The 14,152-nt window shown below is 72.2% G+C and carries 15 protein-coding genes; 5 read left to right on the top strand and 10 right to left on the bottom strand.

What is annotated here, in order from left to right:
• Window positions 1–7: 7 nt before the first annotated feature.
• Complete coding sequence (locus tag IEW03_RS10200) at window positions 8–1,498, bottom strand: NCS2 family permease (protein ID WP_188523579.1); 1,491 nt, start codon at window positions 1,496–1,498, stop codon at window positions 8–10.
• Window positions 1,499–1,543: 45 nt separating this feature from the next.
• Entirely contained in the window at window positions 1,544–2,101 is a 558-nt protein-coding gene (locus IEW03_RS10195) for a nucleoside deaminase (protein ID WP_188523578.1), read from the bottom strand.
• 404 nt (window positions 2,102–2,505) lie between these two features.
• On the opposite strand from IEW03_RS10195, the gene IEW03_RS10190 reads away from it, so the two are divergent.
• Both IEW03_RS10190 and IEW03_RS10185 read left to right on the top strand, forming a co-directional pair.
• Window positions 2,506–3,432 carry a sulfurtransferase gene (locus IEW03_RS10190; protein ID WP_188523577.1) on the top strand — a complete coding sequence of 309 codons (927 nt, stop codon included), beginning with the start codon at window positions 2,506–2,508 and terminating at the stop codon, window positions 3,430–3,432.
• A 99-nt stretch (window positions 3,433–3,531) separates the two neighbouring features.
• Window positions 3,532–3,972 carry a SufE family protein gene (locus IEW03_RS10185; RefSeq protein ID WP_188523576.1) on the top strand — a complete coding sequence of 147 codons (441 nt, stop codon included), beginning with the start codon at window positions 3,532–3,534 and terminating at the stop codon, window positions 3,970–3,972.
• Window positions 3,973–4,053: 81 nt separating this feature from the next.
• Here the strand turns inward: IEW03_RS10185 and IEW03_RS10180 are convergent, their stop codons facing one another.
• Entirely contained in the window at window positions 4,054–4,434 is a 381-nt protein-coding gene (locus IEW03_RS10180; protein WP_188523575.1) for a TFIIB-type zinc ribbon-containing protein, read from the bottom strand.
• Window positions 4,435–4,512: 78 nt separating this feature from the next.
• Between IEW03_RS10180 and IEW03_RS10175 the strand changes: the two genes are divergently transcribed.
• Window positions 4,513–4,902, top strand: coding sequence for a universal stress protein (locus IEW03_RS10175; RefSeq protein WP_188523574.1), 390 nt, complete (start codon window positions 4,513–4,515; stop codon window positions 4,900–4,902).
• A gap of 77 nt (window positions 4,903–4,979) precedes the next feature.
• Here IEW03_RS10175 and IEW03_RS10170 read toward each other — a convergent pair whose 3' ends face one another.
• From IEW03_RS10170 to IEW03_RS10155, 4 genes are read right to left on the bottom strand one after another with little or no spacing between them, the layout of a single operon-like run.
• Entirely contained in the window at window positions 4,980–5,744 is a 765-nt protein-coding gene (locus tag IEW03_RS10170; RefSeq protein ID WP_188523573.1) for an ABC transporter permease, read from the bottom strand.
• Window positions 5,741–6,529, bottom strand: coding sequence for an ABC transporter ATP-binding protein (locus IEW03_RS10165; RefSeq protein ID WP_188523572.1), 789 nt, complete (start codon window positions 6,527–6,529; stop codon window positions 5,741–5,743). The genes IEW03_RS10170 and IEW03_RS10165 overlap by 4 nt, the downstream gene beginning before the upstream one ends.
• 26 nt (window positions 6,530–6,555) lie before the next feature.
• On the bottom strand, window positions 6,556–7,395 hold the full coding sequence (locus IEW03_RS10160) for a DUF4097 family beta strand repeat-containing protein (RefSeq protein ID WP_188523571.1): 840 nt from the start codon (window positions 7,393–7,395) through the stop codon (window positions 6,556–6,558).
• 54 nt (window positions 7,396–7,449) lie between these two features.
• A complete protein-coding gene (locus IEW03_RS10155; RefSeq protein WP_188523570.1) occupies window positions 7,450–7,983 on the bottom strand; it encodes a toxin-antitoxin system HicB family antitoxin in 534 nt (177 codons plus the stop codon).
• Window positions 7,984–8,137: 154 nt separating this feature from the next.
• On the opposite strand from IEW03_RS10155, the gene IEW03_RS10150 reads away from it, so the two are divergent.
• Complete coding sequence (locus tag IEW03_RS10150) at window positions 8,138–9,541, top strand: alanine/glycine:cation symporter family protein (RefSeq protein WP_188523569.1); 1,404 nt, start codon at window positions 8,138–8,140, stop codon at window positions 9,539–9,541.
• Here IEW03_RS10150 and IEW03_RS20385 read toward each other — a convergent pair.
• The 3 genes from IEW03_RS20385 to IEW03_RS10135 all read right to left on the bottom strand — a co-directional run bounded on the left by IEW03_RS20385 (window position 9,495) and on the right by IEW03_RS10135 (window position 12,617).
• Window positions 9,495–10,802 (bottom strand): T6SS phospholipase effector Tle1-like catalytic domain-containing protein, encoded by a 1,308-nt coding sequence (locus IEW03_RS20385; protein ID WP_229737902.1) that lies wholly within the window; start codon window positions 10,800–10,802, stop codon window positions 9,495–9,497. The genes IEW03_RS10150 and IEW03_RS20385 overlap by 47 nt on opposite strands.
• Window positions 10,803–10,890: 88 nt before the next feature.
• The gene (locus IEW03_RS10140) at window positions 10,891–11,769 is read right to left on the bottom strand and encodes an NAD(P)-dependent oxidoreductase (RefSeq protein ID WP_188523568.1); all 879 of its coding nucleotides are present in this window, start codon (window positions 11,767–11,769) and stop codon (window positions 10,891–10,893) included.
• Between the two features lie 170 nt (window positions 11,770–11,939).
• Window positions 11,940–12,617, bottom strand: a complete 678-nt coding sequence (locus IEW03_RS10135) for a DUF4352 domain-containing protein (protein ID WP_188523567.1) — start codon at window positions 12,615–12,617, stop codon at window positions 11,940–11,942.
• A gap of 213 nt (window positions 12,618–12,830) precedes the next feature.
• Between IEW03_RS10135 and IEW03_RS10130 the strand changes: the two genes are divergently transcribed.
• Complete coding sequence (locus IEW03_RS10130; protein ID WP_188523566.1) at window positions 12,831–14,147, top strand: sensor histidine kinase; 1,317 nt, start codon at window positions 12,831–12,833, stop codon at window positions 14,145–14,147.
• Window positions 14,148–14,152 lie beyond the last annotated feature (5 nt).

Raw genomic sequence — 14,152 nt, 5'->3', positions numbered from 1 at the left:
GTCGTCGTCAGGCGCCGATCGCCGCGGAGAGCGGACCGCGCACGAAGTACACGAGGAAACCGGCGGCGACCACCCACAGCAGCGGGTGGACGTCGCGCGCCCTGCCGCAGGCGAACCGCAGCAGCACCCACGTGATGAAGCCGATCCCGATGCCGTTGGCGATGGAGTACGTCAGCGGCATGGTCACGACGGTGAGGAACACCGGCAGCGCGACGGAGAAGTCGCCCAGGTCGATCTCCTTGATCTCCCTCATCATCATCGCGCCGACCACGACGAGGGCGCCGCTGGCGACCTCGATCGGCACGACCGCCGTCAGCGGGGTGAGGAACATGGCGACGAGGAACAGCCCGCCCGCCACGACCGACGCCAGGCCGGTCCGCGCGCCCTCCCCGATGCCGGCCGCGGAGTCCACGAACACGGTGTTGGACGACGACGAGGTCGCCCCGCCCACGACCGCGCCCACGCCCTCGACCACCAGCGCCGACTTGATCCGCGGGAAGTTCCCGTCGGCGTCGGCGAGCCCGCCCTGCTTGGCCAGGCCCGTCATCGTGCCCATGGCGTCGAAGAAGTTCGTGAAGAACAGGGTGAAGACGAGCATCGTCGCGGCGAGCGCCCCGATGCGGTCGAAGGCGCCGAGGCTGAACTGCCCCAGCAGGGACAGGTCGGGCACGGACACGAGCTGCTCCGGCAGGGCCGGCACCGACAGGTGCCAGCCGCCCGGGTTGTCGTCGCCCGCGGGCCCGAGCTGCAGCACCGCCTCCACGACGATCGCGACGACCGTCGTGGCGACGAGGCCGATGAGCAGCCCGCCCTTCACCCTGCGCGCCACGAGGATCCCCATGAGCAGCAGCCCGAGGACGAAGATCATGGTCGGCACGGTGGTGATCGACCCGCCGTCGCCCAGCTGGACCGGCGGGCCGCCCGGGGTGCGGGTGACGAAACCGGCGTCCACGAAGCCGATGAAGGCGATGAACAGGCCGATGCCCACGGTGATGGCGGCCTTGAGCTGGCGTGGGACGGCGTTGAAGATCGCCGACCGCGCGCCCGTGACGGCGAGCAGCACGATGAGCAGGCCGTTGATCAGCACGAGGCCCATCGCCTCGGGCCACGTGACGTCGCCGATCACGGCGACCGCGAGGAAGGAGTTGATGCCGAGCCCCGCGGCGAGCGCGAAGGGCAGGTTCGCCACGAGGCCGAACAGGATCGTCAGCACGCCCGCCGCCAGGCCGGTGACGGCCCCCACCTGGGCGGTCGCGAGCCAGCCGCCCGCGACGTCGGTGGGCGCGTTCTCGGCGCTGGTGCCGCCGAGGATCAGCGGGTTGAGGATGACGATGTACGCCATCGCGAAGAAGGTCACCAGGCCGCCGCGGACCTCGCGGCCCGTGGTGGAGCCACGTGCGGTGATCTTGAAGAGGCGGTCCAGCGCGCCTCGGGCTCCGGTGGTGGTGCGGGGGCCGTCGTGCTCGGCGGTGTCCCGCCGCGTTCCCAGGATGGTCACGTCCTTGTGTCCTTTCCGGTGCGGGATGGGGTCAGGCCGGTCGGGTCAGTAGTCGACCCGCGTCTCGAGCACGCGCCACGCGTCGAACGGCGTGACGGCGCTGGCGGTGCGCTCGTGGCGCACGGTCATGACCCCGCCGGCGGCCGGGGCCTCGGGCAGGTCCTGGAGCCGGGCGGCGAAGAAGTCGTAGAAGGCGGCGTCGTCGAAGCCGGCGGCCGCCGCGTCGTGCCGGTCGGCCGCGAAGTACACGGCGTCGACGCGCGCCCACAGGGCGGTCGCCAGGCACATGGGGCACGGCTCGCAGCTCGAGTAGAGCGTGGCGCCGGTCAGGTCGAAGGTGCCGAGCGCCGCGCACGCGCGCCGGACGGCGGTGACCTCCGCGTGGGCGGTGGGGTCGTTGTCCTGGGTGACGCGGTTGTCGCCCTCGACGACCTGGCCGTCGGCGGTGACGACGACGGCGCCGAACGGTCCGCCGGCGTCGGCGACGCTGGCGACGGCGAGGGCCACGGCCCGCTCGAGGTGCTCGGCATGGCTCGCGGCCGGGTCCGGCTCGGCGGTACGGGTGCCGGTCGCGGCACGGGTGTCCACGGCATGGTGTTCCATCACGGGTCTCCACGGATCGGGCAGCGGCCGCGGCGTGCCCGGAGGCTCGCGATGACGCTCGCCCGACGTGGCTGGGGCACGGCGGGCCGCTGCAGGTGAGTTGTCGTTCCACCTGGTAGATAGCTGCCGGTGTCGGATCGACTCCTGTCGACCACCGCGCTGACGCCGTCGGCGCCGGCGCGGCCCGGGCCCGCCGTTGGTCCTGCCGACGCTAGCAGCACGTGACGGAGCGCACAACAGGTTTGGAAAACTTGTTCCGCATCGCGAATTCGTCACCGCCAATGGCGACGCCGTCTCACATCGTGGTCCCACATTCTGGACGGCACCTGTCGGCGCAGGTCGCGCACTCCTTAGAGTGGCCGGGACGCACCCGCACCCGGCGCACGCCGACAGATGGAGGAGCCATGCCCGCACCCACCGACCCGACGCCCCGCCTCGCCGAGTACGCGCACCCGGAGCGCCTCGTCACCACGGACTGGCTGGCCGAGCACCTCGACGACGCCGGCCTCGTGGTCGTCGAGTCCGACGAGGACGTGCTCCTCTACGAGACCGGCCACATCCCGGGTGCGGTGAAGATCGACTGGCACACCGACCTCCTGCAGCCGGTCGAGCGTGACTACCTCGACGGCGCCGGCTTCGCGGACCTGCTGGCGAGCCGCGGCATCTCGCGCGACACGACCATCGTGCTGTACGGCGACAAGAACAACTGGTGGGCCGCCTACACCGCCTGGGTCTTCACCCTGTTCGGCCACGAGGACGTCCGCCTGCTCGACGGCGGCCGCAACCTCTGGGTCGCCGAGGGCCGTGAGCTCACCACCGACGTGTCCTCCCCCGCCCGCGGCGACTACCCCGTGGTCGAGCGCGACGACACCACGTTCCGCGCCTTCAAGGAGGACGTGCTCGCGCACCTCGGCACCGGCCCGCTCGTCGACATCCGCTCCCCGCAGGAGTACACGGGCGAGCGCCTGCACATCCCGGACTACCCCGAGGAGGGCGTGCTGCGCGGCGGGCACATCCCCACCGCGCGCAACGTGCCGTGGGCGACCGCCGTCTCGTCGGACGGCACGTACAAGCCGCGCGCCGAGCTGGAGGCGATCTACCGCGAGGGCGGCCTCGGCATCGAGGCGGACGACTCCGTGATCACGTACTGCCGCATCGGCGAGCGCTCCAGCCACACGTGGTTCGCGCTGAAGTACCTGCTCGGCATCGAGGACGTGCGCAACTACGACGGTTCCTGGACCGAGTGGGGCAACGCCGTGCGCGTGCCGATCGCCGCGGGCACCGAGGCCGGCCAGGTGCCCGGCGCCAAGGCCACCGCCCAGGCCGCCTGACCGACCCCGGTCACGACCACCCCACCGGTCGAGCCTGTCGAGACCCCGCGGTCCCGACAGGCTCGACCCGTGTCACCGCCCCTGCGAGAGACTGGACCCATGACCGACGCACCCACGCTGCCCGACGCTCTCGCCGAGATCCGCGAGGAGTTCCTCGACCTGCCCGAGCGTGAGCGCCTGCAGCTGCTGCTGGAGTTCTCGCGCGAGCTCCCGGCCCTGCCCGAGCGCTACGAGAGCGCGCCGGGCCTGCTGGAGCGGGTCGAGGAGTGCCAGTCGCCCGTGCGGGCGTTCGCCGAGGTGACCGACGGGGTCGTGCACTTCTACGCGTCGGCCCCCGAGGAGGCACCGACCACCCGGGGCTTCGCGTCGATCCTGGCGCAGGGGCTGTCGGGCCTGACGACGCAGCAGGTGCTGGACGTGCCCGAGGACTTCCCCCTGATGATCGGCCTCACCCGAGCCGTCAGCCCGCTGCGCCTCAACGGCATGGCAGGCATGCTCACGCGCGCGAAGCGCCAGGTGCGCGAGCAGCTCGCGGCCTGACCGGGGCGCCGCTCGGGGCGCCGCTCGGGGCACGGCCCAGCAGAACAGGGCTCAGCAGGGCAGGGCTCAGCAGAGCCGGGCTCAGAAGTCGAAGAGGTCGCCCAGGAAGGACTCCTTCTTCTTCTTGCGGCGGTACTCGTCGCGGCGCGGGTCGTACCCGCGGTCGTCACGACGCCGGTCGTCCCGGCGCCGGTCGTCGTACCGCGGGTCGTACCCGCGCGGGTCGGGGCCGCGGTCGTCGTACCGCGCGCCGGCCGGAGCCCCCGCGCCGTAGGCGGCGGGCTCGGCGGGCCGCAGGGGGCTGCCGGCCTCGGCGGCGATCTCCGCCTCCATCGACCGGTCGATGATCTTGTCGAGCTCACCCCGGTCGAGCCACACCCCACGACACTGGGGGCAGTAGTCGATCTCGACCCCCTTGCGCTCGGTCATCACCAGGACGGACTGATCGTGCGGACACTGCATCGCGAGCTGCTCCTTCGTCGGCTGGCTGTCTCAACGCCCGGGGCCCTCCGACGGTTCCCGATGTGCGAGAGTGTGCCCATGACGGTGCTCGTGGCCTACAACCCGTCGCCGCACGGCGAGGCGGCCGTCCGGACGGCGATCTCCGAGGCAGCCCGACGGCGGCTCCCGCTGCACGTGGTGAACCTGGCGCCGCCCGACGGCGCGGACGACGCCGCGCGGTCGCTGGCCGCGCTCCTGGACGCCGCGCCCGAGGGCGTCGACGTCCAGCCCGTGACGCGCCGCAGCACGGGCGCCGAGCCCGCCGACGCCATCCTCGACGCGACCGAGGCGTCCGGCGCGTCGCTGGTCGTGATCGGCTCCCGCAAGCGGTCCAGCGCCGGCACCTTCCTCATGGGCACCACCACGCAGCGCGTGCTGCTCGACTCCCCCGTGCCCGTCCTGGTGGTCAAGGACGCGTACGACTCCTGACGCGCCGAGCCCGTCGAGATCGGATCTCGACGGGCTCGATGCGCGGTTCCTCGGACGTGTCGCCCGCCCGGCGTCGGTCAGCTGATCCTGCGGCGGTAGGCGGCGACGGCGAAGGCGTAGGCGGCGACGAAGATGCCGACCAGCCAGGCGAGGGCGATCCAGATGTCGTCGCCGACGGGCTGCTCGGCGAACAGGGCCCGGATGGAGTTGACGATGGACGTCACGGGCTGGTTCTCGGCGAACCAGGCGACCGGGCCGGGCATCGTGTCCGTGGGCACGAAGGCCGAGCTGATGAACGGCAGGAAGATCAGCGGGTAGCTGAAGGCGCTCGCGCCGTCCACGGTCTTCGCCGAGAGCCCGGCGATCACGGCGAGCCAGGTCAGGGCGAGGGTGAACAGGGTCATGATGCCGGCCACGGCGAGCCAGGCACCGAAGGACGCCCCCGTGCGGAAGCCCATGGCGAACGCGACCGCGATGACGATGGCGACCGAGACCAGGTTCGAGATGAGGGACGTGAGCACGTGCCCCCACAGCACGCTCGACCGCGCGATCGGCATCGACTGGAACCGCTCGAAGATGCCGCCCTGCATGTCGAGGAACAGCCGGTACGCGGTGTACGCGATGCCGGACGCCACGGTGATCAGCAGGATGCCGGGCAGCATGTAGTTGATGTACGAGTCGCCGGTCCCGGTGTTGATGGCGCCGCCGAAGACGTAGACGAAGATGAGCATCAGCGCGATCGGCGTGACCGCGGTGGTGATGATGGTGTCCGGGCTCCGCAGGATGTGGCGCAGCGACCGGCCGGTGAGGGTACGAGTGTCGGCGAGAGCGTGGGTGGTCATCGGGATTCCTTCTCGATACCGGTCGCACCGACGAGCGAGAGGAAGACGTCCTCGAGGGACGGCTGCTTCTCGACGTACTCGACCTTGGCGGGCGGGAGGAGCTGCTTGAGCTCGGCGAGGGTGCCGTTCTGGATGATCGTTCCCTCGTGCAGGATGGCGATCCGGTCGGCGAGCTGCTCGGCCTCGTCGAGGTACTGCGTGGTGAGCAGCACGGTGGTGCCGCCCTGAGCCAGCTTCTTGACGGTCTCCCACACCTCGACCCGCGCCTGCGGGTCGAGGCCGGTGGTGGGCTCGTCGAGGAAGATGATCGGCGGGTCGCCGATGAGGCTCATCGAGATGTCGAGGCGACGGCGCATGCCGCCGGAGTAGGTCCCGGCCCGGCGCCCGCCGGCCTCCGTGAGCGAGAAGCGTGCCAGCAGCTCGTCAGCGACGGCGCCCGGGTCCTTCATGTGGCGCAACCTGGCGACGAGCACCAGGTTCTCCCGCCCGGTGAGGACCTCGTCGACCGCGGCGAACTGCCCGGTGAGGCTGATGGACTCGCGGACGTCTCCGGGCGTCGCCGCGACGTCGAAGCCGTGGACCGTGGCGGTGCCCTCGTCGGCCTTCAGCAGCGTCGACAGGATCTTCACCAGCGTGGTCTTGCCGGCGCCGTTCGAGCCGAGCAGCGCGAAGATGCTGCCTGCGGCCACGTCGAAGTCGACGCCGCGCAGCACCTGAAGCTCGCCGAACGACTTCCGGACGCCCTGGACGCGGATCTCGGGTCCGCGGGCCTGGTCGGTGGTCATGTCTGTTCTCCTCTGACGGATTCTTCTCAGGGGCGGCGTACGACGACGTCGCCGTAGCCGGTGCTGGCGTGGATCTCCGCGGTGGCCTCGTCGTCGATGGGGCCGTCGGTGGGGGTCAGCTGGTTGCGGACGGCGCCGTGCTCCGACGCGATGTCGAGGAACGCGGCGGTGCCCTCGGGCACGCCGACGTCGATGGAGCCGTACGACGTGGTGAGGGTGGCGCTGCCGGACTCGAGGCTGCCGACCCGGATCCCGGCGTGCGCGGACTTCACGGTGAGGGTGCCGCGCACCCGGTCCACCGCGATGTCGCCGTGCGCCCCGTGCACCTCGAGGGTGCCGGTGACGGTGCCCAGGGTCGTGGTGCCGCTGCTGGCGCGGACCGTGCCGTCGCCCGCGGCCTCCTCGATGCGCACCGAACCGGCGCTCACCTTGACGTCGGTGGCGCCGACGGCACGGCGGACCTCGACCGAGCCGGCGGAGACCTTGAGGCCGAGCCGGCCGACCTCCTCCAGCCGGGCGTTCCCGGCGGAGAGCGTCATGTCGACGGCACCCAGCGCGCCCTCGGCGTAGAGCGAGCCGGTCTTGCCCCGCACGTCGGAGCCGAGGGGCAGCTCGACCGTGATGTCCGCGGTGCCGGCCGCGAAGGGCAGGACGAACTGCTTCCACGATCCCGGATACGTGATGGTGACCGCGTCGCCGTCGCGCCCGACCTGGATCTCCTCGGCGGCGCGGACGCTGCCGGACTTCGTGCCGGAGGGCAGGACGGTGACGACGACGTCGTCACGCTCGGAGGCGACGAGGTGCAGGTTGCCGAAGGGGACGTCCACGACGATCGGGACGGGGTGGGGGGCGGAAAAGGTAGGCATGGTGAGCTCCGTGGTGTCGGGGTGATGTCAGGTGATCGGGGGGCGGGGGCGCGGTCAGCGCACCCAGCCGGTGACGCGGCCGCTGCCCCGCTGGTCCGGCCGGCTCTGCGCGGCGGGGCGCCCGGTGGGCTGCTCCAGCGCCGCCGCGACCGCACGCACGAGCCAGGTGTTGACCGAGACGCCGTCGCGGGCCGCGGCGGCCTCCGCCTTCGTCTTGAGGTGCTCGGGAAGCCGCAGCGTGGTGCGGGTGGTGGCGCCGCTCTCGACGTCGGCGGCCGACAGGGCCGCCTGCGCCGAGGCGTCGCTGACCGGCAGGGTCACGGGGACGGGCTCCGTGGCGCCTGCTCTCGGTGCCGCCACGACGAACTCCGGGGCGCCGCCACGCAGCCGGACGTCGACCGAGCCCGGTGCGAGCTCGGCGGAGATCTCACCGGCGGCGTCGGAGAGCGCCTCGAGCAGGACGAGGCGCGCGGCGGTGTCGAGCGGAGCGGTCAGCCGGCCGGCGAGCTCGCGGGCGTCCTCTCCCCCCGCGGCCGCGGCGGTGGCCAGCTGCTGCTGGAGGTTGTCGACGTATCGGGTCAGGTCCATGACGCCACTATGACACCATGTGTGGTGTCAACGCAAGAGGTTGACGTCAAATTGATGTCAGAGTGGCGTCACCCGGCTCTCAGGGCGTGCCGTGACGGGCCGCGACGTGGTTGCGCTTGCATGTGTCCTGAGTCACCGATGTACGGTGCGCTGCGTGGATTCCTTCGCCGACGCTGTCGCCGCCGCCAGCTCCTTCGTCTGGGGGCCGTTCCTCCTCATCCCCCTGCTGCTGGGCACCGGCCTGTTCCTGACCATCCGCCTCCACGGGCTGCAGTTCCGCAAGCTCGGCGCGGCCCTGCGTCTTGGCCTGCTCAAGCGCAAGGAGGCCGGCGACGCGCCCGGCGACATCTCGCACTACCAGGCGCTCACCACGGCGCTCGCCGCCACCGTCGGCGTCGGCAACATCGCGGGTGTCGCGACGGCGATCGGCCTCGGTGGCCCGGGCGCCCTGTTCTGGATGTGGGTCACCGGCCTCGTGGGCATGGCCTCGAAGTACTCCGAGTCCTTCCTCGGGTCGAAGTTCCGCGTCGTCGACGAGAACGGCGAGCAGCGCGGCGGGCCGCAGGAGTACCTCAAGCGCGGGATCAAGGGGCCGTTCGGCAAGGTCCTCGCCGTCGCGTTCGCGATCTTCGCCGCCCTGGCCGCGTTCGGCATCGGCAACATGACCCAGACCAACACCATCGCGCAGTCGATGGACGACACCTTCGGCATTCCGCCGCTGGCCTCCGGCATCGTGATCGTGGTGTTCGTCGGCGTGGTGCTGATCGGCGGCATCAAGCGGATCGGCAACGTCACCGCATCGTTCGTGCCCACGATGATCCTGTTCTACGTGCTCGCGGGCCTCGTCGTCCTGGGGGCCAACGTCACCGCCATCCCCGACGCCTTCGCGCTCATCTTCACCGACGCGTTCACCGGCACCGCCGCGACGGGCGGGTTCGTGGGCTCGACCGTGGCGATGGCGCTGCAGTTCGGCGTCGCGCGCGGCCTGTTCTCCAACGAGTCCGGGCTCGGTTCGGCCGCGATCGTCGCGGCGGCGGCCAAGAGCGTGCACCCGGTGCGCCAGGGGCTCGTGTCGATGACCCAGACGTTCATCGACACCATCATCGTCGTGTCGTTCACGGGCCTCGTCATCATCACCTCCGGCGCGTGGACGTCTGGCAAGGAGGGCGCCGCGATGACCGCCGAGGCCATGTCCTCCGGCCCGCTCGCCCAGATCGGCGGCGCCGTGGTGACCATCGCCGTCGTCTTCTTCGCCCTGTCCACCGTGATCGGCTGGGCGTACTACGGCGAGCGCTGCGCCACGTCGCTCTTCGGCATCAAGGTCTCTCTCCCCTACCGGGCGATCTTCACCCTGGTGTGCCTCGTCGGCGCGGTCTGGGAGCTCGAGCTGGTCTGGGGCGTGGCCGACGTCCTCAACGGGCTCATGGCGCTGCCGAACCTCATCGGCCTGCTCCTGCTGTCGGGGCTCATCGCCCGCGAGACCCACGCCTACCTGGCGAAGGACCCCGACCTCACCGACCCGCCGTCAGCGCTCGAGGACTACGCTCCGGTGCGCTGACCTCACGGTCGCCCGCGACCAGCGGACGCAGGTCGGCCCGCGCCGCCGCGATCGGCTCGACGGGCACACGCTCCACGCCCCCGGCCTCGGCCATCCACCAGCCGAGGTTGGGGGCGAGCGTGCCGTAGGCGTCGCGCAGCACGTACCGCAGCACCGTGTCGGCGAGGCGCACGCCGTCCCGCCAGGCCCCGGTCGGCGACGGCAGCGCCAGCACGCGCAGCCCCTGCCGGAAGACCAGTCGGCCGTCCACGATCCCGTAGCGGGGCATGAGCCGCTTCACCGCGTTCAGGGCCCGGAACGGCCACGGCGGGGCCTGCTCGAGCACCAGCGGGGCGCGCGGCGAGAGCTGCCGGGACAGCCGGTGCGGGTCGATCGCCACGCCGGCGTCGCGCAGCTCGTCCGCCATCCACTGCAGCGCCAGGTCCGACAGGCCGCAGCGGGCCCCGCCGCCCCCCACGTCGCCGTGCGTCCCCGGGAACCACACCTGCGCCACCCGACCGGGCGGGTCGTCCTCGGGGACGCTCCACAGGCACGGGGCGAACGTGATGCGCCGCTCGTCGATCGCGAGCGCCTGCCGAGCCCTGCGCACGATCGGCGAGAGGGAGACGTCGTGGAAGCGGCTCTTGCGTCGTGACGGGCCGGGGACCCCGAGCGCACCCACCGTGTCGAAGACGCCGAGCAGGTCGACCGGGACGGTGCGACCGTGCTCGTCGTGGAACGTGGTCTTCTCCTGCGCGACCTCGCGCACCCGGGCCAGCACGCGCTCTGCGCGACGGTGCCGCCACGACCCGGGGCGGGCGGTCCGCGCCACGCGGGCCGCGCGCGCCAGCCGACGCGGCGACGGGGGCTGCAGCCGGTAGACCCGCTCCGCCTCGCAGAGCAGGCCGGCGTCGACGGCGTCCGGCTCGAGCAGCCCGACCTGCGAGAGCATGCCGACGATGCTGCGGGCCGTGTACGCCCCGCGGGAGTAGCCGAGCACGACGATCTCGTCGCCCGGCTCGTACGCCATGGCCAGGAAGCGGTAGCCGTCCATCACGTTGCGGGTCAGTCCGTAGCCGAACGCGCCCCCGAAGAGCCGGTCCAGCAGGTACCCGTGTGCCCCCACTCCCCCGACGTACTGGACCAGCTGGACGACGTCCTCGCCGTCCGCGCCGCGGGTCGTGCCGATCGGCATCGACCGGGCGAGCTTCACGATGTTGGAGACCTGCGGGTTCACCGCATGGCTCCAGGTGCCGTCACAGCAGAGCACGAGTCGCTTCATGGTCTTCCTCCCCATGAACGACAGAGGTGCCCGGGGCTGGGCTGATACGCGGGCGGGCGATCGCGTGTCCGGTCGGCGACACCCGCGGTCAGACGACGACGCGGACCACGGCGCTGTGGTCGAGCTCGGCGTCGCCCCGGTCCACCATCTGCTGGTAGCGGTCGCGCGCCACCTCGGTCGCCCCGGTGGCGACGCCGAGTTCCCGGCCAGCCGCGATGCCGAACTCCAGGTCCTTGAGCTGCGTGCGGCACGCGGCACCGTGCGTGAAGTCGCCCGTCAGGTAGCGGCGTGCCTTGTCCGTGAGCAGCTGCGACGCGGCCAGCCCGCCGCCGAGGACGTCGAGCACCGCCTCGAGGTCGAGCCCACCGGCCTCGGCGATCGCCACGGCCTCCGCCAGCGCGTTGAGCGTGCCGCCCACGACGACCTGGTTGCACGTCTTCGTCAGGGAACCCGCACCCACCGGGCCGAGGTGTCGCACCGTGCGGCCCAGCGCGTCGAAGACCGGTCCCAGCAGCGCGACGTCCGCGTCCGCCCCGCCGGCCATGATGCTCAACGTCCCCGCGGCGGCACCCTCGACGCCTCCGCTCACCGGGGCGTCCACGAGCCGGACGCCGTCGGCCGCGAGATCGCGCGCCCACTCCCGCACCGCGACCGGGCTCACCGTCGACATGACCACCAGCAGCGGGTCGTCGACCCCTGCTGCCCGCCACCCCGCACGCAGCCCGTCGGCGCGCTCGACGACGTCGCGCACCTGCGGCAGGTCCGGGAGCATCGCGACGACGACCGGCCGCGCCGCTTCGGCCGGCGTCGTCGCGACCGTCGCGCGAGGATGGTCGCCGGCGACCGCCTGGGCCTTCGACGCCGTCCGGTTCCACAGCGCGACGTCGAAGCCCGCCCCCAGCAGGTTCCGGGCCATCGGCGCTCCCATCGGCCCCAGCCCCACGAACCCGATCGTCGTGCCCTGCATGCCTGAACCTCCGCACTCGCCGTCGTCGTCGGAAGCGGCCCGGCACGACGGCGACGCCGGGCGCCTCAGCGTAGCCAGCGTCGTCGACGGCGCTCAGCACGATCCCGAATCCGAAGACGTCGAGACCGGGCCACGACGAAGGCGCGGCCCGGACTCGACGTGTCAGTGCTCTACTTCAGGTCGACCGTGACCCCGTCAGAGAAGGCCGAGTCGTGCAGCTCGATCGAGGTGAGCCCCGACTTCTCCGGCACGTCGAAGACGACGACACCCTCGACCTTGTTGCCAGGGTTGATGTCATTGAGGAACGCCTCCGAGTCATCGAGGTAGATACCGGCCTCGTCATCGGCGGAGTACTCCCGGTCCTTGCCGTCGTAGGCGTACTGGTTCCCGGAGTAGAACATCTGGCTCTCGTCGCCGATGTTCTCGACGGTCACGTGAACGAGGACGTACTGACCCTGGGCGGTCTCGCTCAGGTACTCGTCCCCGACGCTCTCCACGCCGTCCTCGACGTCGGTGACGGTGAACTCGAACTTGCCGTCGCGCACGGCGTCCCCGATGGCCGCAGTCTTCTCCGGCTCGGCCTTGGCAGCCGCATCGGTCGTCGTCGTGTCCGCCACCGCGGCGGGTGCCGGCGGCTCTTCGCCGCCTCCGCCCATCGCGGAGCCTACGATGCCGATGGCCGCGACGGCACCGACGCCGGTCAGCACCTTGTGCCGCGCGAACCAGTTTCTGTTCGCCTTCGCGACGGCCTTGGCCTCTCGCGCCTGGCGCTTGAGGTCGGCCTTGCTGGCGGGCTCCGGCGTCACGGGTCCGGTCGGCGGGGTGGGGGGCGGGAACTGGTCGGTCATCGCTGCTCCTCTGAGGTCATGCCATCGGCACGGGAGGTGCGACGGCTCCGGTGCGGGGTCCCGCGCTCGGTCTGGCTCCAGGTTCGTCCAGCCGACGCCCAGCGGACATCGGCCGAACGGGCAGACCTCCCCGCCCGATCGGGTATCTCCGGCCTCCATGCACTGGCCCGTTGGGCGACGCGACGACGCATGCCTCGCCGTAGGGTCGCTCTCATGTCAGCCCGAGCAACGACCGGCCCTTCGGTGAAGGTCGGCGGCTCCGTGCGACGGTGGTTGTCGCGGGCCGGGACCGTCGGTGCAGTCGCCGTGTCGGCATGCAGCGCGATGGTCGCCGTGTCGTTCGCCGCCACGGCGGCGGAGCAGGACGGCACACCGAACACCGGGCTGTACGTCCTCGCCACGCTCGTCGGCCTGACGCTTGCCGGGGCACTGGTGCTGCGTCGCCGGCACGCGGTCGCGCTCTGCGTAGTCGCGTCGGCCGCGTCGATCCTGCTGCCGATCGACTCGTCCGCCGCGCTGCTCACCCTCCCCTGGGTGGTGGCGACGGCGTCGGTACGCACGTCAGCGGCCTGCACGGTCCTCACCGGCGCCGCCACGGGGGCTGCCCTGGCGCGCGACGCACTCCGTGACCCCGGCGACATGGTGTTCGCCGTCGTCGACCAGCCGTCCGGTGCGGTGACGTCCCGCCCCGGGTCCGACGCCGTCATGGTGATCCAGCACCCCGGAGCCAGCGCGTTCGTGGTGATCGGGGTCGCGCTGCTGGCCGCGTCGCTCGCCGTGGGCCTGGCGCGCCGCTCGCGCGCCACGGCTGCCCGGGCACGAGAGCAGCAGGAGGCGCAGGCGTCAGTGACCGCCGTCCTGCGCGACCAGATGACGCGCCAGGAGGAGCGCGAGCTCATCGCCCGGGAGGTGCACGACACGGTGGCGCACCATATCGCCGCGATCTCGCTGCAGGCCTCGGCCCTGGAGGTGATGCGCACCGACGACTCCGAGGTGAGCGGGACGGCGCGAGAGGTGCGCGCCTCCGCGCAGCAGGCGATCGCCGAGCTGCGCACGCTCCTGGCCACGCTCCGATCGGGCGACCAGGACGGTGTCGTGCTCCCCGGGACGAGTCTCGACGACCTCGCCCCGCTGCTCGAGCAGCTCCGCCACGACGGCGCACGCCTCACCAGCACGGTGTTCGTGTCCGGGGCGGACCAGGCTCCCCCGCCGATCACCCGGGCGACGTTCCGCATCGTCCAGGAGGCGGTGACGAACGCCCTCAAGCACGCTCCCGGCCAGCCCGTCGACGTCGCGGTGCGTGCCGCGCCGGTGCACGGCGTGAGCATCCGCGTGAGCAACCCTCTCCCGGACGCGCGTTCCTCGCAGGAGCGCGTGGTCCTGGGCACCGGGTCCGGCATCCTGGGGATGCGTGAGCGTGCCGAGGCGGTCGGCGGACGGCTCGACGCCGGTGCCGCGGACGGGCGGTTCGGCGTCGCCGCCTCGCTCCCGTGGGACGCCCCGGCCGCGGGCGAGGTCGCTCGAGGCTAGGCTCC

This window comes from Isoptericola cucumis (genome assembly GCF_014635665.1).
Taxonomy (GTDB): domain Bacteria; phylum Actinomycetota; class Actinomycetes; order Actinomycetales; family Cellulomonadaceae; genus Isoptericola; species Isoptericola cucumis.
The sequence above is the reverse complement of the archived record's forward strand: the minus strand, read 5'-3'. Positions and strand labels throughout refer to the sequence as shown.